Origin of the sequence: Flavobacterium jejuense, from assembly GCF_006491595.2 — a bacterium.
GTDB classification, from domain to species: Bacteria; Bacteroidota; Bacteroidia; order Flavobacteriales; family Flavobacteriaceae; genus Flavobacterium; species Flavobacterium jejuense.
Genome location: NZ_VEVQ02000006.1, coordinates 59,862 through 81,436 on the forward strand (window position 1 = coordinate 59,862; position 21,575 = coordinate 81,436).

General features: G+C 30.7%; 29 protein-coding genes. 28 read left to right on the plus strand and 1 reads right to left on the minus strand.

Annotated features, from left to right (window positions below; all coding sequences use genetic code 11):
- The first annotated feature begins 20 nt into the window (after positions 1 to 20).
- The 28 genes from rplP (at position 21) to FIA58_RS10445 (ending at position 21,154) form a co-directional block, all read left to right on the plus strand.
- A complete protein-coding gene (rplP, locus tag FIA58_RS10310; protein WP_140962404.1) occupies positions 21 to 440 on the plus strand; it encodes a 50S ribosomal protein L16 in 420 nt (139 codons plus the stop codon).
- 12 nt (positions 441 to 452) lie between these two features.
- On the plus strand, positions 453 to 644 hold the full coding sequence (gene rpmC / locus FIA58_RS10315) for a 50S ribosomal protein L29 (protein ID WP_140962405.1): 192 nt from the start codon (positions 453 to 455) through the stop codon (positions 642 to 644).
- A 17-nt stretch (positions 645 to 661) separates the two neighbouring features.
- Positions 662 to 919: a 30S ribosomal protein S17 gene (gene rpsQ / locus FIA58_RS10320; RefSeq protein WP_045968420.1), complete on the plus strand. Its 258-nt coding sequence runs from the start codon at positions 662 to 664 to the stop codon at positions 917 to 919.
- A gap of 2 nt (positions 920 to 921) precedes the next feature.
- Positions 922 to 1,290: a 50S ribosomal protein L14 gene (rplN, locus tag FIA58_RS10325; RefSeq protein ID WP_007803649.1), complete on the plus strand. Its 369-nt coding sequence runs from the start codon at positions 922 to 924 to the stop codon at positions 1,288 to 1,290.
- A gap of 11 nt (positions 1,291 to 1,301) precedes the next feature.
- Positions 1,302 to 1,616 carry a 50S ribosomal protein L24 gene (gene rplX / locus FIA58_RS10330; protein WP_140962620.1) on the plus strand — a complete coding sequence of 105 codons (315 nt, stop codon included), beginning with the start codon at positions 1,302 to 1,304 and terminating at the stop codon, positions 1,614 to 1,616.
- Between the two features lie 2 nt (positions 1,617 to 1,618).
- The gene (gene rplE, locus FIA58_RS10335) at positions 1,619 to 2,170 is read left to right on the plus strand and encodes a 50S ribosomal protein L5 (RefSeq protein ID WP_140962406.1); all 552 of its coding nucleotides are present in this window, start codon (positions 1,619 to 1,621) and stop codon (positions 2,168 to 2,170) included.
- A 3-nt stretch (positions 2,171 to 2,173) separates the two neighbouring features.
- Positions 2,174 to 2,443 carry a 30S ribosomal protein S14 gene (gene rpsN / locus FIA58_RS10340; protein WP_140962407.1) on the plus strand — a complete coding sequence of 90 codons (270 nt, stop codon included), beginning with the start codon at positions 2,174 to 2,176 and terminating at the stop codon, positions 2,441 to 2,443.
- Between the two features lie 104 nt (positions 2,444 to 2,547).
- The gene (gene rpsH / locus FIA58_RS10345) at positions 2,548 to 2,946 is read left to right on the plus strand and encodes a 30S ribosomal protein S8 (protein WP_140962408.1); all 399 of its coding nucleotides are present in this window, start codon (positions 2,548 to 2,550) and stop codon (positions 2,944 to 2,946) included.
- 16 nt (positions 2,947 to 2,962) lie between these two features.
- Positions 2,963 to 3,505 (plus strand): 50S ribosomal protein L6, encoded by a 543-nt coding sequence (rplF, locus tag FIA58_RS10350; protein WP_140962409.1) that lies wholly within the window; start codon positions 2,963 to 2,965, stop codon positions 3,503 to 3,505.
- Positions 3,506 to 3,516: 11 nt separating this feature from the next.
- Positions 3,517 to 3,867 (plus strand): 50S ribosomal protein L18, encoded by a 351-nt coding sequence (gene rplR / locus FIA58_RS10355; RefSeq protein ID WP_140962410.1) that lies wholly within the window; start codon positions 3,517 to 3,519, stop codon positions 3,865 to 3,867.
- A 6-nt stretch (positions 3,868 to 3,873) separates the two neighbouring features.
- The gene (gene rpsE, locus FIA58_RS10360) at positions 3,874 to 4,398 is read left to right on the plus strand and encodes a 30S ribosomal protein S5 (protein WP_140962411.1); all 525 of its coding nucleotides are present in this window, start codon (positions 3,874 to 3,876) and stop codon (positions 4,396 to 4,398) included.
- A gap of 12 nt (positions 4,399 to 4,410) precedes the next feature.
- On the plus strand, positions 4,411 to 4,593 hold the full coding sequence (rpmD, locus tag FIA58_RS10365; protein ID WP_140962412.1) for a 50S ribosomal protein L30: 183 nt from the start codon (positions 4,411 to 4,413) through the stop codon (positions 4,591 to 4,593).
- A gap of 11 nt (positions 4,594 to 4,604) precedes the next feature.
- Complete coding sequence (rplO, locus tag FIA58_RS10370) at positions 4,605 to 5,057, plus strand: 50S ribosomal protein L15 (RefSeq protein WP_140962413.1); 453 nt, start codon at positions 4,605 to 4,607, stop codon at positions 5,055 to 5,057.
- Between the two features lie 13 nt (positions 5,058 to 5,070).
- Positions 5,071 to 6,414 carry a preprotein translocase subunit SecY gene (gene secY, locus FIA58_RS10375; RefSeq protein ID WP_140962414.1) on the plus strand — a complete coding sequence of 448 codons (1,344 nt, stop codon included), beginning with the start codon at positions 5,071 to 5,073 and terminating at the stop codon, positions 6,412 to 6,414.
- 10 nt (positions 6,415 to 6,424) lie between these two features.
- On the plus strand, positions 6,425 to 6,640 hold the full coding sequence (gene infA, locus FIA58_RS10380; RefSeq protein WP_045968400.1) for a translation initiation factor IF-1: 216 nt from the start codon (positions 6,425 to 6,427) through the stop codon (positions 6,638 to 6,640).
- Positions 6,641 to 6,650: 10 nt separating this feature from the next.
- The gene (gene ykgO, locus FIA58_RS10385) at positions 6,651 to 6,767 is read left to right on the plus strand and encodes a type B 50S ribosomal protein L36 (protein WP_002987490.1); all 117 of its coding nucleotides are present in this window, start codon (positions 6,651 to 6,653) and stop codon (positions 6,765 to 6,767) included.
- A gap of 2 nt (positions 6,768 to 6,769) precedes the next feature.
- Entirely contained in the window at positions 6,770 to 7,144 is a 375-nt protein-coding gene (gene rpsM, locus FIA58_RS10390; RefSeq protein ID WP_140962415.1) for a 30S ribosomal protein S13, read from the plus strand.
- Between the two features lie 12 nt (positions 7,145 to 7,156).
- The gene (gene rpsK / locus FIA58_RS10395; protein ID WP_140962416.1) at positions 7,157 to 7,540 is read left to right on the plus strand and encodes a 30S ribosomal protein S11; all 384 of its coding nucleotides are present in this window, start codon (positions 7,157 to 7,159) and stop codon (positions 7,538 to 7,540) included.
- Between the two features lie 90 nt (positions 7,541 to 7,630).
- Complete coding sequence (gene rpsD / locus FIA58_RS10400; protein WP_140962417.1) at positions 7,631 to 8,236, plus strand: 30S ribosomal protein S4; 606 nt, start codon at positions 7,631 to 7,633, stop codon at positions 8,234 to 8,236.
- Between the two features lie 20 nt (positions 8,237 to 8,256).
- Complete coding sequence (locus FIA58_RS10405; RefSeq protein ID WP_130734258.1) at positions 8,257 to 9,249, plus strand: DNA-directed RNA polymerase subunit alpha; 993 nt, start codon at positions 8,257 to 8,259, stop codon at positions 9,247 to 9,249.
- Between the two features lie 62 nt (positions 9,250 to 9,311).
- Positions 9,312 to 9,800, plus strand: a complete 489-nt coding sequence (gene rplQ / locus FIA58_RS10410; RefSeq protein ID WP_140962418.1) for a 50S ribosomal protein L17 — start codon at positions 9,312 to 9,314, stop codon at positions 9,798 to 9,800.
- Between the two features lie 115 nt (positions 9,801 to 9,915).
- Positions 9,916 to 11,034, plus strand: coding sequence for a glutamine-hydrolyzing carbamoyl-phosphate synthase small subunit (gene carA / locus FIA58_RS10415; protein ID WP_140962419.1), 1,119 nt, complete (start codon positions 9,916 to 9,918; stop codon positions 11,032 to 11,034).
- A 5-nt stretch (positions 11,035 to 11,039) separates the two neighbouring features.
- Complete coding sequence (locus FIA58_RS10420; RefSeq protein WP_140962420.1) at positions 11,040 to 12,200, plus strand: carboxypeptidase-like regulatory domain-containing protein; 1,161 nt, start codon at positions 11,040 to 11,042, stop codon at positions 12,198 to 12,200.
- A gap of 137 nt (positions 12,201 to 12,337) precedes the next feature.
- Positions 12,338 to 13,630, plus strand: coding sequence for a phosphopyruvate hydratase (gene eno / locus FIA58_RS10425; RefSeq protein ID WP_140962421.1), 1,293 nt, complete (start codon positions 12,338 to 12,340; stop codon positions 13,628 to 13,630).
- Between the two features lie 151 nt (positions 13,631 to 13,781).
- Entirely contained in the window at positions 13,782 to 15,737 is a 1,956-nt protein-coding gene (locus FIA58_RS10430; protein WP_165928898.1) for a tetratricopeptide repeat-containing sensor histidine kinase, read from the plus strand.
- 46 nt (positions 15,738 to 15,783) lie between these two features.
- A complete protein-coding gene (locus FIA58_RS10435) occupies positions 15,784 to 16,545 on the plus strand; it encodes a LytR/AlgR family response regulator transcription factor (RefSeq protein WP_140962423.1) in 762 nt (253 codons plus the stop codon).
- An 86-nt stretch (positions 16,546 to 16,631) separates the two neighbouring features.
- Positions 16,632 to 19,541: a T9SS type A sorting domain-containing protein gene (locus FIA58_RS10440; RefSeq protein ID WP_140962424.1), complete on the plus strand. Its 2,910-nt coding sequence runs from the start codon at positions 16,632 to 16,634 to the stop codon at positions 19,539 to 19,541.
- A 329-nt stretch (positions 19,542 to 19,870) separates the two neighbouring features.
- Complete coding sequence (locus FIA58_RS10445) at positions 19,871 to 21,154, plus strand: citrate synthase (RefSeq protein WP_140962425.1); 1,284 nt, start codon at positions 19,871 to 19,873, stop codon at positions 21,152 to 21,154.
- 52 nt (positions 21,155 to 21,206) lie between these two features.
- On the opposite strand, the gene FIA58_RS10450 is transcribed toward FIA58_RS10445, so the two are convergent.
- Entirely contained in the window at positions 21,207 to 21,569 is a 363-nt protein-coding gene (locus tag FIA58_RS10450) for a hypothetical protein (RefSeq protein WP_140962426.1), read from the minus strand.
- Positions 21,570 to 21,575 lie beyond the last annotated feature (6 nt).

Consider the following 21,575-nt stretch of genomic DNA (forward strand, 5'->3'; position numbering starts at 1 on the left):
TTTTTTAAACTTAAGAAAAAATGTTACAGCCTAAAAGAACAAAATACCGAAAGGTACAGAAAGGTAGAATGAAAGGTGTTTCTCAAAGAGGACACGAGCTTTCTAATGGTATGTTTGGAATAAAATCTTTAGAATCAACCTTTATAACTTCTCGTCAAATTGAAGCAGCTCGTATTGCTGCAACTCGTTTTATGAAAAGAGAGGGGCAGTTATGGATTAAGATATTTCCAGACAAGCCTATAACAAAGAAGCCTCTTGAAGTACGTATGGGTAAAGGTAAAGGTGCAGTTGAGTATTGGGCTGCAGTCGTGAAACCTGGAAGAATCATGTTTGAAGTTGGTGGAGTTCCTCTATCAGTAGCGAAAGAAGCTTTGCGTCTTGCTGCACAAAAACTTCCAGTAAAAACTAAGTTTGTCGTTGCTAGAGATTTCGAAGCATAATCAAAAAATATTATGAAACAATCAGAAATAAATAATCTATCTGCAGCTGAGTTACAACAAAAACTTAGTGAGTTAAAGAGAACGTATGCTGAATTAAAAACAGCTCATACTATTTCTCCAATAGAGAATCCTCTTCAAATAAGAACTATTAGAAGAGCTGTTGCTAGAGTTGCAACAGAAATAACTAAAAGAGAGTTACAATAATTGTATTCTGCTGAAAGATGGAAAAAAGAAATTTAAGAAAAGAGAGAGTTGGTGTAGTTACTAGCAACAAAATGGAGAAATCTATTGTTGTTTCTGAAACAAGAAGAGTAAAGCACCCTTTATACGGTAAGTTCGTGTTAAAAACAAAAAAATATGTTGCACACGACGAAACAAATGACTGTAACATTGGTGATACTGTAAAGATCATGGAAACAAGACCTTTAAGTAAATCTAAATGTTGGAGATTAGTTGAAATCATTGAAAGAGCTAAGTAACCATGGTACAACAAGAATCAAGATTAAAAGTAGCAGATAACACGGGAGCTAAAGAAGTTTTAACTATTCGTGTTTTAGGAGGAACGAAACGTCGTTATGCCTCTGTTGGAGATAAGATTGTAGTTTCAATTAAAGATGCAACACCTAACGGAAACGTTAAGAAGGGTGCTGTATCAACTGCAGTTGTTGTACGTACTAAAAAAGAAGTGAGAAGAGCTGATGGATCTTATATTCGTTTTGACGATAACGCATGCGTATTGTTAAACGCTGCAGGTGAAATGAGAGGTACTCGTGTTTTTGGTCCAGTTGCAAGAGAACTTCGTGAAAAACAATTCATGAAAATTGTATCATTAGCACCAGAGGTGCTTTAATTCTAAAAATGATGACAAAGCTAAAAATTAAATCAGGAGACGTAGTAAAAGTAATTGCTGGTGATCATAAAGGTTCAGAAGGTACTGTTTTGCGAGTTATCCGTGAAAAAAACAAAGCGATAGTTGAAGGTGTGAACATGGTTTCAAAACATACAAAACCAAGTGCAAAAAGCCCTCAAGGAGGTATCGTTAAGAAAGAAGCTCCAATACATATTTCTAACTTATCTTTAATTGATCCAAAATCGAAATCAATTACTAAAGTAGGTTACAAAGTTGAAGGAGATAAGAAAGTAAGGATTTCAAAAAAATCTAATCAAGTATTATAGTAATGGCTTATATACCTAGATTAAAAGAAGAATATAAGAGTAGAGTAATCTCTGCTCTTACTGAAGAGTTCGGTTACAAAAATGTGATGCAAGTTCCAAAATTGGAAAAAATCATTGTAAGCCGTGGAGTTGGTGCAGCAGTATCTGATAAAAAATTAGTTGATTATGCTGTCGAAGAAATAACAAAAATTACTGGGCAAAAAGCAGTTGCTACCATTTCTAAGAAAGACGTTGCGTCTTTTAAATTGAGAAAAGGTATGCCAATTGGTGCTAAAGTAACTTTACGTGGAGAAAGAATGTATGAATTCTTAGATAGACTGATTACATCTTCTTTACCTCGTGTAAGAGATTTTGGTGGTATTAAATCAACTGGTTTTGACGGAAGAGGTAATTATAACTTAGGGGTTTTGGAACAAATTATTTTCCCTGAAATTGATATTGATAAAGTAAATAAAATTTCTGGTTTTGATATTACTTTTGTTACTTCTGCTGATACAGACAAAGAAGCAAAATCATTATTGTCAGAATTAGGTTTACCTTTTAAAAAGAATTAAGACATGGCTAAAGAATCAATGAAAGCCCGTGAGGCGAAAAGAGAAGCATTAGTGGCTAAATATGCTGATAAAAGAAAAGCTTTGAAGGAAGCTGGAGATTACGAAGCATTGCAAAAATTGCCTAAAAATGCTTCTCCGGTTCGTTTACATAATCGTTGTAAGTTAACTGGAAGACCAAGAGGATATATGCGTCAGTTTGGACTTTCTCGTGTAACTTTCCGTGAAATGGCTAATCAAGGTTTAATTCCAGGTGTTAAAAAAGCATCTTGGTAATTACGCAAATTTTTTATATTTTTGCAAACCAAAAAATAATTTTAATTGATTAAAGGTTCATTTGGTGAGTACCCTTTGAAAACCGTAATCGCAAATTTATACATATGTATACAGATCCAATTGCAGATTTTCTTACGAGAGTTAGAAACGCTGTTAGAGCGAATCATAAAATTGTTGAGATTCCTGCTTCTAACTTGAAAAAAGAAATCACAAAAATTTTATTTGATCAAGGATATATTTTAAGTTACAAATTTGATGACAGTTCTGTACAAGGAACAATCAAAATTGCTCTTAAGTATGATAAAGAGACTAAAGAGTCTGTTATTAAAGATATCCAAAGAATTAGTAAACCAGGTTTGCGTAAATATGCTGGCTCTACTAAATTACCTAGAATTTTAAACGGTTTAGGTGTTGCTATTGTGTCAACTTCTAAGGGTGTTATGACTGGTAAACAAGCTAAACAGCTTAATGTTGGTGGGGAAGTAATTTGTTACGTATATTAATAATAAAGACGAAAGAATGTCAAGAATAGGTAAAAATCCAGTTGCAATACCTGCAGGAGTAACCGTAGAGGTGAAAGATGCAGTTATTACAGTAAAAGGAAAATTAGGCGAGCTTTCTCAGGAATTTTCTGATGTTACAGTGAAAGTTGAAGACAACCAAGTTGTCGTTGAGCGTTCATCAGATCATAAGAATGAAAGAGCGAAACATGGACTTTATCGTTCTCTTATAAACAATATGATTATAGGGGTTTCAGAAGGTTTTACAAAACAATTAGAACTAGTTGGAGTTGGATACAGAGCTTCTAATCAAGGTCAAAAACTTGATTTAGCTGTTGGTTTTTCTCATAACATTGTTTTAGAAGTTGTACCAGAAGTTACAGTAGAAACTATTTCTGAAAAAGGTAAAAATCCAATAGTAAAATTATCATCATTTGACAAACAATTATTAGGTCAAGTATCTGCTAAAATCAGAGCTTTCCGTAAGCCAGAACCTTATAAAGGAAAAGGAATTAAGTTTGTAGGTGAAGTATTAAGAAGAAAAGCAGGTAAATCAGCTTAAAAATTAAGACTATGTCATTAACAAAAACTGAAAGAAGACAAAGAATAAAATTCAGAATAAGAAAGGTTGTTAGCGGTACTACTGCTCAACCTAGATTAGCTGTTTTTAGATCTAATAAAGAAATCTATGCACAAGTCATAGATGACGTTAACGGTGTTACAATGGTTGCTGCATCTTCTCGTGATAAAGAAGTAACTAAAGGTACAAATATTGAAACTGCTAATGCAGTTGGAAAATTAGTGGCTGAAAGAGCTCTTAAAGCAGGTATAACTAATATCACTTTTGATAGAGGTGGGTATTTATATCATGGTCGTGTAAAATCATTAGCTGAAGGAGCGAGAGAAGCTGGACTTAAATTCTAAGAAAGTATGTATCAAAAATATAAAAATGTAGAGCTAGTAAAGCCAAGTGGTCTTGAGTTAAAAGATCGTTTGGTAAGTGTGAACCGTGTAACGAAAGTTACTAAAGGAGGTAGAGCATTCGGATTTTCTGCTATTGTTGTAGTAGGAGACGAGAATGGTGTAGTTGGTCATGGGTTAGGAAAGTCTAAAGATGTTTCTGAAGCAATTGCAAAAGCAGTTGAAGATGCTAAGAAAAATCTTGTAAGAATTCCTTTGAATAGTGCTACTGTTCCTCATGAGCAAAAAGGTAAGTTTGGTGGAGCAAGAGTGTTTTTAATGCCTGCTTCTCATGGTACTGGAGTTATTGCTGGTGGTGCTGTGCGTGCGGTATTAGAATCGGTTGGAGTGCATGATGTATTATCAAAATCTCAGGGTTCATCAAATCCTCATAACGTTGTTAAAGCTACTTTTGATGCTTTATTACAAATGAGAAGTGCTTTAACTGTTGCTAAGCAAAGAGGAGTTTCTCTAGATAAAGTATTTAAAAGTTAAAATTCAAGGAAGATGACAAAAATTTTAGTAAAGCAAGTTAGAAGTAAAATCAATTGTCCTGAAACTCAAAAGAGAACATTGGAATCTTTAGGGTTAAGAAAATTGGGACAAGTTGTTGAGCATGACGCAAGTCCTGCTGTCCTTGGAATGGTAAATAAAGTTAAACACTTAGTTTCTGTTGAAGAAGCTAAATAATAATATTCGTTATGAATTTAAGTAACTTACAACCAGCTGAAGGTTCAGTTCACAACCAAAATAAAAGATTAGGTAGAGGAGAAGGTTCTGGTAAAGGTGGTACTGCTGCTAGAGGACACAAAGGAGCTAAATCTCGTTCTGGTTATTCAAAGAAAATTGGTTTTGAAGGTGGTCAAATGCCACTTCAAAGACGTGTACCTAAGTTTGGTTTTAAAAATATTAATAGAGTAGAATATCAAGGAATTAACCTTGATACTATTCAAGCTCTAGTTGATAATGGTGTTATTACTGATGTTTTAGATTTATCAGTAATCATCGATAGTCGTTTGGCTACAAAAAATAGCTTAGTAAAGATTTTAGGAAGAGGTGAGCTAAAGGCTAAACTTAAAGTAAGTGCTCACAAATTTACTGCTACTGCAAAGGCTGCTATAGAAGCTGCTGGTGGAGAAGCTGTAACTTTATAATCCTTTTAGTAAAATGAAGAAATTTATAGATTCATTAGTTAATGCTTGGAAAATAGAAGAGTTAAAAAATAGAATTTTATTGACTCTTGGATTGTTATTAGTGTACCGTTTTGGTGCTCAAGTGACTCTTCCTGGTATTGACGCTACTAAATTAGGAAATCTTACTAATCAAACAGAGCAAGGTATTGGATGGTTAATCAATGTATTTACAGGAGGCGCGTTTTCACAAGCCTCTGTATTTGCATTAGGTATCATGCCTTATATTTCAGCGTCTATTGTGGTTCAGTTAATGGGTATTGCTATACCTTATTTACAAAAACTACAAAAAGATGGTGAAAGTGGAAGAAAGAAAATCAATCAAATCACTAGATGGTTGACAATCTTAATAACATTAGTACAAGGACCAGGCTACATATATAATTTATATTCAACCTTACCTCCAGATGCTTTTTTATTAGGGTTTTCGTCGTTTTCATTTTTGTTTTCTTCTGTATTAATTTTAGTTACGGGTACAATTTTTGCCATGTGGTTGGGAGAGAAAATTACAGATAAAGGTATTGGAAACGGAATATCGCTATTAATTATGGTTGGTATTATTGCAAGAATGCCACAAGCATTTATACAAGAAATTAGTTCTCGAACAGTTCAGGCTAATGGAGGTATCATGATGATAGTACTAGAGGTTGTTCTTTGGTTTGTTATTATTATAGCTTGTATATTACTAGTAATGGCTGTAAGAAAAATCCCTGTTCAATATGCTAGAAGAACAGTTTCTGGAGATTTTGAACAAGATATGATGGGGTCTAGACAGTTTATTCCACTTAAGCTTAATGCATCTGGTGTAATGCCAATTATTTTTGCTCAAGCGATAATGTTTATTCCTGCTGCGGTTTCTGGTTTATCTAAATCTGATGCAGCACAATCGTTAGCTGGAATGTTTAATAATCCTTTTGGATTAGTATATAATATAGTATTTGCTTTGTTAATTATAATTTTTACGTATTTTTACACCGCAATTACTGTCCCAACTAATAAAATGGCTGATGATTTAAAAAGAAGTGGAGGTTTTATACCGGGTATTAGACCAGGTGTTGAAACTGGAGACTATCTTGATAAAATTATGTCTTTAATTACTTTTCCAGGATCTTTATTCTTAGCTCTAATAGCTGTATTTCCAGCTATTGCAGTTAGTTTATTGAAAGTGCAAGGTGCTTGGGGTTATTTTTATGGAGGTACTTCTTTATTAATTATGGTAGGAGTTGCAATTGATACTATTCAACAAATAAATTCTTATTTATTGAATAAACACTATGATGGATTGATGAAAACAGGTAAAAATAGAAAAGCAGTAGCTTAAATTATTTTTTATGGCAAAACAATCAGCAATAGAACAAGACGGAACAATAGTAGAGGCATTATCTAATGCTATGTTTCGTGTAGAATTAGAAAATGGACATGTTGTAATTGCTCATATTTCTGGTAAGATGCGTATGCATTACATTAAATTGTTACCAGGAGATAAGGTAAAACTTGAAATGAGTCCTTACGATTTAACAAAAGCAAGAATTACATATAGATACTAAAGCTAGTAAAATGAAAGTAAGAGCATCAGTAAAAAAGAGAAGTGCCGAGTGCATTATAGTACGTAGAAAAGGAAGATTATACGTGATTAACAAAAAGAATCCTAGATTTAAACAAAGACAAGGATAATTATGGCAAGAATTGCAGGGGTAGATATACCTAAACAGAAAAGAGGAGTTATTGCTTTAACATACATATTTGGTATTGGCAGTAGCAGAGCTAAAGATATTTTAGCCAAAGCTCAAGTTAGTGAAGATAAAAAAGTTCAAGAATGGAATGATGATGAAATCAGTGCTATTCGTGATGCTGTATCTTATTTCAAAATTGAAGGTGAATTACGTTCAGAAATTCAATTAAACATTAAGCGTTTAATGGATATTGGATGTCAAAGAGGTATTCGTCATAGAGCTGGACTTCCATTAAGAGGTCAAAGAACTAAAAATAACTCTAGAACTAGAAAAGGTAAAAGAAAAACTGTTGCTAACAAGAAAAAAGCAACTAAATAATAAGTAAGTAATATGGCTAAGGCAACAACAAAAAAACGTAAAGTTATCGTTGAATCTACAGGAGAAGCGCATATTAATGCTACTTTTAATAATATCATTATTTCTTTAACTAATAAGAAAGGTGAAGTTATTTCTTGGTCTTCAGCTGGTAAAATGGGCTTTAGAGGTTCTAAAAAGAATACTCCATACGCAGCTCAAATGGCAGCAGAAGATTGTGCTAAAGTAGCACTTGAAGCTGGTCTTAAGAAAGTGAAAGTTTATGTTAAAGGTCCTGGAAACGGTAGAGAATCTGCTATACGCTCAATACACAATGGTGGAATTGAAGTATCTGAAATTATCGACGTTACTCCAATGCCTCACAATGGATGTAGACCTCCAAAGAGAAGAAGAGTATAATATTTATAAGTGTATAACCAAGATAGAATAACGATTATCGAAGGATTATTTGACCTGAATTCATAATCACTATCTTAATTAATTTTAAAAATGGCAAGATATACTGGTCCAAAAACTAAAATTGCTCGTAAATTTGGCGAAGCAATATTCGGAGAAGATAAAGCCTTCGAAAAAAGAAATTACCCTCCAGGGCAACATGGTTTAGCAAAGAAAAGAGGTAAAAAATCTGAATACGCTGTTCAATTAATGGAAAAACAAAAAGCTAAATATACTTATGGTATTTTAGAGCGTCAATTCAGAAATTTATTCGAAAAAGCTTCTGCTGCTTCTGGTGTAACAGGTGAAATCTTATTACAATTATGTGAAGCTCGTTTAGATAATGTTGTTTATAGAATGGGTATCGCTCCTTCTCGTAGAGCAGCTCGTCAAATTGTATCACACAGACACGTTACTGTTAATGGTGAATTGGTAAACGTACCATCTTACCATTTAAAAGCTGGAGACAAAGTAGCAGTACGTGAAAAGTCTAAATCTCTTGAAGCTATTGAAAGATCTTTATCTAATTCTTCTCAAGTTTATGAGTGGATTACTTGGAATAATGATACAAAAGAAGGTACTTTTGTTTCTGTTCCTCAAAGACTTCAGATTCCAGAAAATATTAAAGAGCAACTAATCGTTGAGTTGTATAACAAATAAAAACTGACTTTAGTCGAAATATGGCATTATTTAATTTTCAAAAGCCCGATAAAGTTATCATGATCGATTCAACCGATTTTGAAGGTAAATTTGAATTTAGACCTTTAGAACCTGGTTATGGATTGACTGTTGGTAATGCATTAAGAAGAGTTTTACTTTCTTCTCTAGAAGGATACGCTATTACATCTGTAAGAATTGAAGGTGTTGAACATGAGTTTTCAACTATTTCAGGTGTAGTGGAAGATGTTACAGAAATTATCTTAAACTTAAAACAAGTACGTTTTAAACGTCAAATTGAAGATGTAGATAATGAATCTGTTTCTATTTCTATCTCTGGGAAAGAACAAATAACTGCAGGTGATTTCCAAAAATTCATTTCAGGTTTTCAAGTTTTAAACCCTGATTTTGTAATTTGTAATCTTGATAGTAAAACCACTATCAATATGGAGCTATCTATTGAAAAAGGTAGAGGTTATGTTCCTGCTGAAGAAAACAAAAAAGCAAACGCACCAATTGGAACTATTTTTACAGATTCTATTTATACACCTGTAAAAAATGTAAAATATAGTATTGAGAATTTTCGTGTTGAGCAAAAAACTGATTATGAAAAATTAGTTTTTGAAATCATTACAGATGGTTCTATCAATCCAAAAGATGCATTAACTGAAGCAGCAAAAACGTTGATTCACCACTTTATGTTGTTTTCAGATGAGAGAATTACACTTGAGGCTGATGAAATCGCTCAAACAGAATCTTATGATGAAGAATCTTTACATATGAGACAGTTATTAAAAACTAAACTTGTAGATATGGATTTATCTGTTAGAGCTTTAAATTGTTTAAAAGCGGCTGAAGTAGATACACTTGGAGACTTAGTTTCTTTCAACAAAAATGATTTGATGAAATTCCGTAATTTTGGTAAAAAATCTTTGACAGAACTTGATGAATTAGTTGCTGCTAAAGGTCTTAATTTCGGTATGGATTTAGGTAAATATAAATTAGATAAAGAATAAATTACTTCATATTTTGCTCTCCATAGCGGATTGTAGCAAGATGAAGGTTAAATAGTAAGGTCATGAGACACGGAAAAAAATTCAATCACTTAAGCAGACAAAAAGGTCATAGAGCTGCTATGTTGGCTAATATGGCATGTTCTTTAATTGAACATAAGCGTATTAATACAACTGTTGCAAAAGCAAAAGCTTTAAAACAATTTGTTGAGCCTTTAGTTACAAAATCTAAGGAAGATACTACTCATAATAGACGTATTGTATTTTCTTATTTGAGAAATAAATATGCAGTAACTGAATTGTTCAGAGAAGTTTCAGCTAAAGTTGGAGATCGTCCAGGAGGGTATACTCGTATCATTAAAATGGGTAATCGTTTAGGAGATAATGCTGATATGGCAATGATCGAACTTGTAGATTTTAATGAATTATACAACGGAGGTAAGAAAGAAGAGAAAAAAGCTACAACTCGTCGTAGTAGAGCTAAAAAAACTGAGGTACCTGCTACTGAAGCACCTGCCACAGATTCTTCTGAAAACACTGAAGCTACTGAATAATCATGGAGAAATGATTAATAATATTAAAAAGGATAAACTTTCAATAGTTTATCCTTTTTTTATATCTTTTTTGAAACCATTTTTTTACACTAAATTTGCAAAAACAACACAACAAATGAAATATAATAATAGACCACAAGCTATCTTGCTACTTAAAGATGGTACAATTTTTTATGGTAAATCTATAGGTATAGAGGGAACAACTTTTGGAGAGGTTGCTTTTAATACTGGTACAACTGGTTATCAGGAAATCTTTACTGATCCTTCTTATTTTGGACAAATAATGGTTACCACAAATGCACATATTGGTAATTATGGGGTTAATAATGAAGATGTAGAATCTAATAGTGTTAAAATTTCTGGTTTGGTATGTAAAAACTTTAGTTTTAACTACTCTAGAGATAATGCCTCAGAAAGTCTTTTCGAATATTTGGAAAAGCAAAAGCTAATAGTTATTTCAGATGTTGATACAAGAGCTCTTGTTAGTTATATAAGAGATAATGGAGCAATGAATGCAATAATTTCTACAGATGGTACGTCAGTAGAAGTTTTAAAAGAGAAGCTTAAAAATGCACCTGAAATGAATGGTTTGGAGTTAGCTTCAAAAGTTTCAACAAAAGAGCCTTATTTTTTTGGTAATGATACAGCTATATATAAAATAGCAGCTTTAGATTTAGGAATTAAAACTAATATTTTGAGGAATTTAGCGAATAGAAATTGTTATATAAAAGTTTTTCCTTTTAATGCTAGTTTTGAGGAACTAAAATCATTTAATCCTGATGGTTATTTTCTTTCAAATGGACCTGGTGATCCTGAACCTTTACTCAATGCACAGCAAGTTGCAAAAGATATTCTGTTAGAAGATAGACCATTGTTTGGAATATGTCTTGGGCATCAGGTAATAGCTTTAGCAAATGGAATTTCTACTTATAAAATGTTTAATGGTCATAGGGGAATTAATCATCCAGTTAAAAATTTAGTTACTGGAAAAGGTGAGATTACTTCGCAAAATCATGGTTTTGCAGTAGTTAAAGAAGAATTAGAAAATCACCCAGAATTTGAGTTGACTCACGAACATTTAAATGATGGTACTGTTGCAGGCATGAAAATGAAAAATAAAAATTGTTTTTCTGTGCAATATCATCCTGAAGCAAGCCCTGGACCACACGATTCAACTTATTTGTTCGACCAATTTATAGAAAACATGAAGAAGCAAAAAATACAAGAAGCATAATATTTATGAAAAAGAAAATATTATTCTTTTTATTGTTCTGTTGTATTGGTTTTTCACAAGAGAACACTATAAAAGGAATTATTAAAGATGCTGAAACTAATGAAGTAATTCCTTTTGTAAATATTATTTTCAAAGACAGTAAAGACGATTTTTCATCAGGTTCAATGTCTAACGAAAATGGTGAGTTTTCAATAGATAAAACAAAAATAGTTGAGTTTAGTCATTTAAATTATGAGAGCCAAAACGTTGAATTAAAGGAATCATTGAATGAAATTTACTTGATGCCTAAGGTTTATATTTTGGATGAAATAATCATGTCTAATATTTCTGGAAAAGACCATCTAAAATCGTTGATTAAAGATGCAAAAATTAGAGCTGTTAAGAATACAAAATTAAGTACTTACGGTAGAGAAATTGTCAAAATAAATAATCAATACACTAAGTTTGCAGATGCAAAAATTGATTATTTTATAAAAAAAGGCAATGGGAAGTCAGTTTTACAGATAAAACAAAGTAGAGCCTTTAAAGCAGATTTAATAGATTCAACGAGTTCAGTCTTAAATTCTATGGATTCAGCCTATGATGTAAGAGATTATGTTAAAAATGCTTATAACTTTGATGGTATTGAAAGATTGGTTAAAAGTAATGACTATACTTTTGATAGGTATTTGAGAAGGGATGAATCAGGTTTTGAATATGAATATATAAAAGTAATTCCTAATCCAGATAGTGATAAGCTTTTGTATGAGGGATATGTTATTGTAGATAGTAAAACCAATAAAATAATTGAATTTAAAGTTGAGCTTGCTAAGTCTCACAAGAAGAATTCTAAACTTAAAAATATAATAATTGCTAAATTTAAAATTATTGATCATTCCGTTTGGTGTAAACTTAAATATACTAACGATCAGTATGAGTTAGTTTACTATAAAAATAGTTTTGATATTTATATTCAAATGGGTAAGAAAGTACATGATAATGTTAGTTCAACTTGTGATTTATTTGTTTATGATTACAAAAATGATGTAGATATACCTAAAGAAGGCTATAAAGGAAAAACTATTTTTGAGGCAGGAACAAACTTTACGGAGAATTTCTGGAACATGAATAATATATATCCTTTGAAAGAGAGTGAGCAGCAGTTTATAAATTCAGTTAAGAATTAATAAATGCAAAGTCTTTCGCTTCTTTAAAATTTCAAAAAAATAGATGAAGTACTAAAACGTTATCGTTTATAAGTTTTTTGGCGTTTAAAATATAGAATGTTTAAATTTGTTATAATAATTTAAAAAAAACATTAAAAATGAGCATAATTATTAAGGTTCACGCAAGACAAATATTAGATTCTCGGGGAAATCCAACAGTTGAAGTAGATGTAATTACAGAAAATGGAATTTTAGGAAGAGCAGCTGTACCAAGTGGAGCCTCTACAGGAGAACATGAAGCAGTTGAATTACGTGATGGTGGTAAAGCTTTTATGGGTAAAGGTGTTTTAAAGGCAGTTGAAAATGTAAATACTACAATTGCTGCAGAAATCGTAGGGATGTCTGTTTTTGAACAAAATGCTATCGATAAAACAATGATAGAACTTGATGGAACAGCTAATAAATCAAAATTAGGTGCTAATGCAATACTTGGTGTTTCTTTAGCTGTAGCCAAAGCAGCTGCAAATGAGTTAGGATTACCTTTATACAGATATATTGGTGGTGTTTCAGCGAATACTCTGCCAGTTCCAATGATGAATATTATAAATGGAGGTTCGCATTCAGATGCTCCGATTGCGTTTCAAGAATTTATGATTATGCCAGTAAAAGCAACTTCTTTTACTCATGCAATGCAAATGGGAACAGAAATTTTTCATAACCTAAAAAAGGTGTTACACGATAGAAACCTTTCTACCGCAGTAGGTGATGAAGGAGGTTTTGCACCAAATTTAGCTGGTGGAACTGAAGATGCTTTGGATTCTATTAAATTGGCTGTAGAAAATGCAGGCTATACTTTTGGAGGTGATGTAATGGTTGCTTTAGATTGTGCTTCAGCTGAGTTTTATGTAGATGGAAAATACGATTATTCAAAATTTGAAGGAGCTACTGGAAAAGTAAGAACTTCCGCTGAACAAGTAGATTATTTAGCTGAATTAGCAGCTAAATACCCTATCGTTTCAATTGAAGATGGTATGGATGAAAATGATTGGGATGGTTGGAAATTACTAACCGAAAAAATTGGTGATAAGGTACAATTAGTTGGTGATGATTTATTTGTTACCAATGTGGAAAGATTATCAAGAGGTATTTCTCAGGGTATTGCCAATTCAATTTTAATCAAAGTAAACCAAATAGGAACACTTTCTGAAACAATTGCTGCAGTTAATATGGCTCATAATGCGGGTTATACTTCAGTAATGTCTCATCGTTCTGGAGAAACCGAAGACAATACGATTGCTGATCTAGCAGTTGCTTTAAATTGCGGGCAAATAAAAACAGGTTCAGCTTCTCGTTCAGATAGAATGGCAAAGTATAATCAATTATTACGTATTGAAGAAGAATTAGCTGATGTAGCTTATTTTCCTGGTGAAAGAGCTTTTAAACAAAAATAGAATTTAAAAACATCTTTAATAAACCCTGTTAGATTTTAAAATCTAATAGGGTTTTCTTATATAGTTAAATTCTCATTCAAAGTAATCAAATTCTCATTTGTAGTTATTTCCTAAAATCTAAATGTTAAATTTGTTTATCAAGAAGTATAGAATGAAGAAAAAAATAATCTTATATCTTTTTTTATTGGTTTCAGTTTTTGTTCAGGCCCAAGACAATACCATAGATAGCTTGAAGAATAATTTAAAAAATGCCAAAAATGATATTGATAAAGCAAAGACTTTAAATGCTATTGCAAACCATTTTAAATACTCAGATCCAAATGAGATGGCTCTATATGCTAATGATGCATTGAAGTTAGCTCAAAAAATTAAATATAGAGAAGAAGAAGGTAATGCGTTACTAAACATAGGTACTTCTAATATTATATTGGGTAATTATAAAAAAGCATTTGAATATTTTACACAGGCAAAAGAAATTTATGAAGATGAAATTCAATCTGTAAATCAAAAAGGAATAGAATTAGGTTTAGCAAAGGCTTATGGTAGTTTGGGGATTGTTTTTTCTGAGCAAAGTAATTATGCAAAAGCATTACAGTACTATTTAAAGTCAGTAAAAATTTATGAAAACTTAAAAGACGAAGTTTATTGTGGGAAATTATACAATAATATAGGAGTTGTTTATAAATCACAACATTCTGATTTTAAAGCGTTGGAGTATTTTATAAAAGCTAATAAAATACAAACAAAATTCAAAGATCCAAATGCTGGAATTACATTAACTAATATAGCTAATATTTATTTAAATCAGAAAAATTTTGATAAAGCATCAGAGTACTATAATCTAGCTAAGCAAAGTTTAGATAAAAACCAAAATTTAAGAGCTTTAGGTGAATGGTACAACAACATGGGATTGTTTCATAGTGTCAATAATCAATCAGATAAAGCAATTGAAAATTGGGAAAATTCAATTGTAACATTTCAAAGTATAAATGATAAGTTTGGTTTGATAGATACTTATATTTTTTTAGGACAATTTTTTTTAAAAAAGAATGATTTAGATAAAGCACTATTAAATGCAAATAGAGCATTGGATTTAGCAAATGAAATCAATGTACTAGAACAGCAAGCTATTTCTGAAAAATTATTGAGTGATATTTATCAAAAGAGAAATAGTTCGGTTTTAGCATTAAGTCATTATAAAAAATATAGTATAATTAAAGATAGTTTGACGAATGAAGAAAATATAAGAAAATCTGTTGAAGCTTCTATGAACTATGAGTTTGAGAAAAGAGAATTGTTTCAAAAAGAAGAAAATGAGAAAAGAGAATTGTTGCTAAAAGAAGAGGCAAAACAATTTAAAATGAAGTTGGTATATGTAGGATTGATTGTTTTATTACTATTTGGAATTGGTTTTCTAATTTACAACAGAATGCAATTAAAGAAAACACTAACATTACAAAAAGAATTGGCTGAATATGAACAAAAAGCGCTTCATTTACAAATGAATCCTCATTTTGTTTTTAATTGTTTAGGGTCAATTTCTAGCTTTATTGTTCAAAACGGAACAGATTCAGCCATAAAATATTTATCAAAGTTTTCAAAATTAATGCGATTAACCCTCGAATATTCAAAAGAATCATTGATTCCTATTGATAAAGAAATTGAAAGTCTGCAAAATTATCTAGAACTAGAACAGCTTCGTTTTAATCATAAATTTAATTTCAAAATAAATAAAAGTTTTGATATTGAAGATGATGTAGCGTTACCACCTTTATTGATTCAGCCTTTTATAGAAAATGCAATCATACATGGAGTTATTCCCAAAAAAGAAATAGGAATTATAGAGATTGATTTTTCTGTTGAAAATGAATCTTTAATTTGTACTATTCTAGATAATGGAGTAGGAATAAATAAGTCTAAACAAAATAAAGTAAATTTAGTTTTAGCTCATAAATCAATGGCTTTGGATATTATAAAGAAACGTTTAGAAATGATAACCTCTTCAACTGGTAAAAAAGCAACTATGTTAGTAGAAGAGGTTAGTAATAATGATAATGTTAAAGGAACAAAAGTAATTTTGAATTTACCTTTACAATATGTTAAATAGCAAAATAATAAAATTAAATTTAAAAGATTTTATTAAAGACTGAATTATGATTACAGCGATACTTATAGATGACGATAAGAATTTAAGAGACGGAATGAAAGGTTTGTTAGACCGTTTTGCACCAAATATAAAAATTATAGGTGAAGCAGATAGCTTGCAAACAGGAATCGATGCAATAGATAAGTTAAATCCACAGGTGGTTTTTTTAGATATTCAATTAAATGATGGAACTGGTTTTGATATTTTGGAGCAATTAGCGTTAAAAAATGGAACTATTAAATCAAATATTGTTTTCATAACTGCTCATGAGCAATATGCAATTAAAGCTTTTAGATTTAGTGCTTTGGATTTTTTGTTAAAACCTGTTGACCCAGATGAATTACAAAAAGTTATCAAAAAAATTGAAACTGTTTTAGAAAAGACAAATGATTATGCACATATTGATTTGCTTTTAGAAAATATTCGTAAAAAAGTAGATAATTTTAAAAGAATTGCTCTTTCTACTTCTGATGGAATACATCTTTTTGAAATAAACGACATTATTAGATGTGAAAGTGAAGATAATTATACTAAGTTTTATATTAAAAATAATAAAACTGTTTTAATATCAAAAACGTTAAAAGAATATGAAGAGTTGTTAACAGAACATGGATTTGAAAGAATTCATCAATCTCATTTAATTAACTTGGCATATTTGAAGTCATATATTAAAAAAGATGGAGGCTACGTAGTTATGGCAGATAATAGTAATCTTCCTATTTCACAAAGAAAAAAAGAGCGTTTGCAAGAAATTTTAAAAACCATTTAGCGAATTCTAATTTAAAACAATCATTTACTCAATTGCTAAAACAGAAATAAAACAATACAACTAAATTTATATAAAATATATAAGTCATGAAAAAAATTATACTCTTATTACTTTTTATAACTGGAACTTTATATGCACAACCACCTATTACAACTCCTTCAAGTTATGTGATTTGTGAATATGATACTTCTGGATTTGGACTATTTGATCTTACTTCTAAAACTACAGAAATATTAGGTTCACTTGATCCTAGTCTTTATACTGTTACTTATTATGAATATTCCACAGATGCGCAAAACGGAGTGAATCCAATAACAAATCCTACTCAATATATTGCTACTAATGTATATAAAACAGTAAGTGTGAGGGTCTTCGAAAATGCAAATACTTCAAATTTTGCCATAACTTATTTACAGTTAATAACTCATTATGCTCCAACCATTTTTCAGTCATCCAATATGACTGTTTTTGAGTACCCTATAGATTATATAGCTGATTTTGACTTAAGCCAACAAATTCCATTATTAGTTGGAAATCAAACTACATTGAATGTAACTTTTCATTTGTCTGAAATCGAAGCAAATACGAATACAAATCCAATAACCAACACAACTTCTTACACTAATACAACCAATCATCAAGTAATTTATGCCAGATTAGAAAGTCCTGATACAGGTTGTTTTGATGTTGCAAATTTTGAATTAATTGTTAGCCTTGAAGGAATAGTAAATATTACTGATGCAAATTTAAAAGCAAAATTATTAGAAGCAGATGCAACTAATTCAATTGCTTCTAATGTAAATCCAAACAGTAGTGCTACATGGAATATCTATACGAAGATTGATACTAATAATGACGGAGAAATTCAATTTTCAGAAGCAGCAGCAATTATCCATCTAAATGTTTCAGGTGGTTCTATTACTAATACTGAAATACAAGATTTACAAGGTTTGGAATATTTTTATAATTTAAGCTATTTTAATTGTAACTATAATCAATTAACAGCAATAGACTTAAGTGTTTATCCTAATTTGAAGTACTTCCATAGTACAAATGGTCTTATTACAAGTTTAGACTTAACAAATTGTGATAAATTAGAAGTTTTAAATGTTGGATACAATCTGTTAACTACTTTAGATTTAAGTCAATGTCCTAATTTAACAGATTTAGTTGTTAGAAATAATTCATTTGTTAGTTTGGATTTAAGTACTAATGAAAAAATAACTTCTATTGATGCTTTTTATAATAATTTGACCAGTTTTACACTACAGAATAAAATTTTTATGAGAACCTTGAGAATCGGTTTTAATCAATTGGCAGATTTACAGCTAGTTAACTTGCCAATATTATATAGAATCCAAGCACAAAACAATGATTTAACGGAAGTTGATTTTTCAACAGTTGCCTTTCAAATAGAACCTAATAATTTACCTTCTACAAATATATTGGATGTCTCAGTTAATAATAATGTCAATTTGAATTTTATTAACCTTAAAAATGGATTTACTAATTCAAGTGTTGATTTAATGTCGGATAATCTAGACGATACTCAACAATATATATGTGTAGATGATAATGATACATTTACTTATTTTAGTACAACACTTAATCCCATTATGAATACGTATTGTTCTTTCGATCCAAATGGAGATTTTAATACGGTTAATGGTGTAGTACAGTTTGATATGGATAATAATGGTTGTGATGTAAGTGATCCTGTTGTTCCATATCTAGGATTTGAGGTAAGTTATGATGCAGTTTCAACAAATTCATATGTGTATTCAAATACTATAGGAAATTATAGTTTGTTTGCTAGTCAAATAGGAACATATACATTAGCTCCAAATTTTGAAAACTCATCAATTTATACTATTACGCCTTTGCCTGGAGTATTTACAATTCCTGTAATAGATAATAGTGTAACAACTCAAAATTTTTGTATTTCAGCAAATGGAATATTTCCAGATTTAGAAGTGGTTATTGCTCCAATTATTCCTGCAAGACCTGGTTTTGATGCAGTTTATCAAATAGTATATAAGAATAAAGGAAATCAAATGCTTTCTGGTGAGGTAACATTTGCCTTTGATGATACTTTGCTAGATTTTGTCTCTTCATCTGTTACTCCAGATGCAATAGCTACTGGTTTATTAACATTTAATTATGCAAATTTGCAACCTTTTGAGAATAGGAGTCTTTACGTAACTTTAAATGTAAATAGCCCAACTGAAATACCAGCTGTTAATTTAGGAGATGTATTAGATTTTACTGCAACGATTAATCCAATTGTTGGTGATGGTATGGCTGGAGATAATATTTTTGTTTTTAATCAAGATGTTATTGGTTCTTTTGATCCAAATGATATCACTTGTATAGAAGGAGATGTGGTTTCACCTGCATCCATTGGGGATTATTTACACTATGTAGTTAATTTTGAAAATACAGGAACGGATCAAGCAGAAAATATTGTTATTCGAGTAGAAGTAAATCCAGCAGATTATGATATTAATACCATGCAACTTCTTAACGCTTCACATAATGTAGGAATTAGAGTAAACAATAATATCATAGAGTTTATTTTTCAAGCCATTTATTTAGATACAGGCGGACATGGAAATATATTGTTAAAAATGAAAACCAAAGATAATTTGATTCCAAGTGATATAGTCACTAATAAAGCAGATATTTATTTTGATTATAATGCACCTGTAACCACTAATCTTGCAAATACAACTTTTGAAACGTTGAGTAATTCAATTGTCACAATAGATAGTTCAGTAAGTGTTTATCCAAACCCATCAAAAGGATTGTTTACTATAAATACAAATAGTACAATTGAATCTATTGAGATATATGATGTACAAGGTAGAATAGTTCAAACAAAAAAGAGTAATGAAAAAAGTACTTTTGTTGATATTTCTAGTTTTTCAAATGGGATTTACTTTATGAAAATTAAAAGTGAAAAAGGAGAAAATATAGAGAAAATTATAAAGAAATAATATTTGATTTATAATTTGTTAAGTGAGCATCTATTAAGTTTAAGAACTAATAGGTGCTTTTTTAAATTAAGAATGTTTTTACTGTAAAATAAATTATGTTTTTTTAAAAAATTGTACTCCTAATAATTTTTGATCAATGGAATTAGTGCTGATTTTAATTGTTTTGGTGTTTTGTATCTTAAAAGGGTTTTGTTATTCAATAAACTTATTAAGTGAAGATTTGTCTATTGAATTATAACGATATATTATTGTTAATTACTTTAAAATTTCATTGGAATTCGTTAAATTCGCAGAATACTTTACAAATTTTCAAAAAACACATAATATATATGTCGAAAACTGCAATATTAGAAATTGATGGCAAAAAGTATGAGTTTCCTATTATAGTAGGAACAGAAAATGAGGTTGCTATCGATATAGAGAAGTTGCGTGGTGCAACTGGTGCTATTACTTTAGATCCAGGTTATAAAAATTCTGGTTCTTGCAAAAGTGAAATTACTTTTTTAGATGGTGAAGAAGGAATTTTACGTTACAGAGGTTATTCAATAGAAGATTTAGCGGATAAAGCTGATTTTCTTGAAGTGGCTTACCTTTTAATTTTTGGTGAATTACCAAATAAAGCTCAATTAGATAAATTTGAGACTGATATTAGAAAACACACTTTAGTAAATGAAGAGATGAAAACGATTTTGGAAGGGTTTCCAAAAACTGCTCATCCAATGGGTGTTTTGTCTTCTCTTACTAGTGCATTGACAGCTTTTAACCCAAAATCGGTTAATGTTGAAAATGAAAAAGAATTGTATGAAGCCATTTGTAAAACAATGGGTAAATTCCTTGTAATCGCAACTTGGACATACAGAAGAAGAATGGGCTTCCCTTTAAATTATTACGATAATACAAAAGGATATGTGGAGAATTTTATGCGTTTGATGTTTGAAATTCCAACGGAACCATACAAAATGGACAAAAGAATTGTGGATGCTTTAGATAAATTATTTATTCTACATGCAGATCACGAACAAAATTGTTCTACTTCAACAGTAAGAATTGTTGGTTCTTCTCACGCTGGTTTATTTGCTTCAATCTCTGCGGGTGTTTCTGCTTTATGGGGACCTTTACACGGAGGTGCAAATCAAGCTGTATTGGAAATGTTAGAAGAGATTCATAACAATGGAGGTGATGTAGCTAAGTTTGTTTTAAAAGCAAAAGACAAAGAAGATCCTTTCCGCTTAATGGGCTTCGGTCATAGAGTATATAAAAACTTTGATCCTAGAGCAACAATCATTAAGAAAGCAGCTGATGATGTGTTAGAAGCTTTAGGTGTTGATGATCCTTTATTAGATATCGCAAAACAATTGGAAAAAGTAGCTTTAGAAGATGAGTATTTCAAATCTAGAAATTTATATCCAAATGTAGATTTCTATTCTGGTATTATTTATCGTGCGATGGGAATACCTGTAGAAATGTTTACAGTGTTATTCGCTATTGGACGTTTGCCAGGTTGGATTGCACAATGGAAAGAAATGCGTTTGAATAAAGAACCTATCGGTCGTCCTAGACAAGTGTACACTGGTAGTACTTTAAGACCTTTTAAAGAGGTGAACCAAAGATAAAAACTAAAAATCCGAGCAACGCTCGGATTTTTTATTGTTATAAAATCAAAATCTATACTGGATTTTGATTTTCCTCACTTGAAGTTGCATCAGAAGAAGTATTCTTTTTATCTTTTTTTAATTCTTCTATTTTTTCTTCAACCTTCTCTATAATATCTTCAAAAGCTTCTCTTGCTTGTTGCGATTTTTCATCTGCCCACTCACTGGCTTCATCTAATTTTTCTTTAGCGGATTTAATAAAATCTTCTGTTTTTTCTGAAAGATGTAATTCATCAATTTTTTTAGAAGCGGATTCTGCTAAATCTTCTAAGGATACTTTAGCTTCTGCAGCAAATTCAGCAGCTTTATCAATTGTTTCGTCTGCAGTTACTTTGGCTTTGCCAAATAACGAATTTAAAAAATTTGAAAGTCCCATAATGTT

Coding starts and splice junctions, on each gene's coding strand:
- rplP (WP_140962404.1), top strand. CDS start 21: ATGTTACAGCCTAAAAGAACAAAATACCGAAAGGTACAGAAAGGTAGA.
- FIA58_RS10450 (WP_140962426.1), bottom strand. CDS start 21,569: ATGGGACTTTCAAATTTTTTAAATTCGTTATTTGGCAAAGCCAAAGTA.
- rpsD (WP_140962417.1), top strand. CDS start 7,631: ATGGCAAGATATACTGGTCCAAAAACTAAAATTGCTCGTAAATTTGGC.
- FIA58_RS10420 (WP_140962420.1), top strand. CDS start 11,040: ATGAAAAAGAAAATATTATTCTTTTTATTGTTCTGTTGTATTGGTTTT.
- rplF (WP_140962409.1), top strand. CDS start 2,963: ATGTCAAGAATAGGTAAAAATCCAGTTGCAATACCTGCAGGAGTAACC.
- carA (WP_140962419.1), top strand. CDS start 9,916: ATGAAATATAATAATAGACCACAAGCTATCTTGCTACTTAAAGATGGT.
- rpmC (WP_140962405.1), top strand. CDS start 453: ATGAAACAATCAGAAATAAATAATCTATCTGCAGCTGAGTTACAACAA.
- rplQ (WP_140962418.1), top strand. CDS start 9,312: ATGAGACACGGAAAAAAATTCAATCACTTAAGCAGACAAAAAGGTCAT.
- secY (WP_140962414.1), top strand. CDS start 5,071: ATGAAGAAATTTATAGATTCATTAGTTAATGCTTGGAAAATAGAAGAG.
- rpmD (WP_140962412.1), top strand. CDS start 4,411: ATGACAAAAATTTTAGTAAAGCAAGTTAGAAGTAAAATCAATTGTCCT.
- rpsK (WP_140962416.1), top strand. CDS start 7,157: ATGGCTAAGGCAACAACAAAAAAACGTAAAGTTATCGTTGAATCTACA.
- rplX (WP_140962620.1), top strand. CDS start 1,302: ATGACAAAGCTAAAAATTAAATCAGGAGACGTAGTAAAAGTAATTGCT.
- rpsM (WP_140962415.1), top strand. CDS start 6,770: ATGGCAAGAATTGCAGGGGTAGATATACCTAAACAGAAAAGAGGAGTT.
- eno (WP_140962421.1), top strand. CDS start 12,338: ATGAGCATAATTATTAAGGTTCACGCAAGACAAATATTAGATTCTCGG.
- rplO (WP_140962413.1), top strand. CDS start 4,605: ATGAATTTAAGTAACTTACAACCAGCTGAAGGTTCAGTTCACAACCAA.
- FIA58_RS10440 (WP_140962424.1), top strand. CDS start 16,632: ATGAAAAAAATTATACTCTTATTACTTTTTATAACTGGAACTTTATAT.
- rpsE (WP_140962411.1), top strand. CDS start 3,874: ATGTATCAAAAATATAAAAATGTAGAGCTAGTAAAGCCAAGTGGTCTT.
- FIA58_RS10405 (WP_130734258.1), top strand. CDS start 8,257: ATGGCATTATTTAATTTTCAAAAGCCCGATAAAGTTATCATGATCGAT.
- ykgO (WP_002987490.1), top strand. CDS start 6,651: ATGAAAGTAAGAGCATCAGTAAAAAAGAGAAGTGCCGAGTGCATTATA.
- rpsN (WP_140962407.1), top strand. CDS start 2,174: ATGGCTAAAGAATCAATGAAAGCCCGTGAGGCGAAAAGAGAAGCATTA.
- rplR (WP_140962410.1), top strand. CDS start 3,517: ATGTCATTAACAAAAACTGAAAGAAGACAAAGAATAAAATTCAGAATA.
- FIA58_RS10445 (WP_140962425.1), top strand. CDS start 19,871: ATGTCGAAAACTGCAATATTAGAAATTGATGGCAAAAAGTATGAGTTT.
- rplN (WP_007803649.1), top strand. CDS start 922: ATGGTACAACAAGAATCAAGATTAAAAGTAGCAGATAACACGGGAGCT.
- infA (WP_045968400.1), top strand. CDS start 6,425: ATGGCAAAACAATCAGCAATAGAACAAGACGGAACAATAGTAGAGGCA.
- rpsQ (WP_045968420.1), top strand. CDS start 662: ATGGAAAAAAGAAATTTAAGAAAAGAGAGAGTTGGTGTAGTTACTAGC.
- FIA58_RS10430 (WP_165928898.1), top strand. CDS start 13,782: ATGAAGAAAAAAATAATCTTATATCTTTTTTTATTGGTTTCAGTTTTT.
- rplE (WP_140962406.1), top strand. CDS start 1,619: ATGGCTTATATACCTAGATTAAAAGAAGAATATAAGAGTAGAGTAATC.
- FIA58_RS10435 (WP_140962423.1), top strand. CDS start 15,784: ATGATTACAGCGATACTTATAGATGACGATAAGAATTTAAGAGACGGA.
- rpsH (WP_140962408.1), top strand. CDS start 2,548: ATGTATACAGATCCAATTGCAGATTTTCTTACGAGAGTTAGAAACGCT.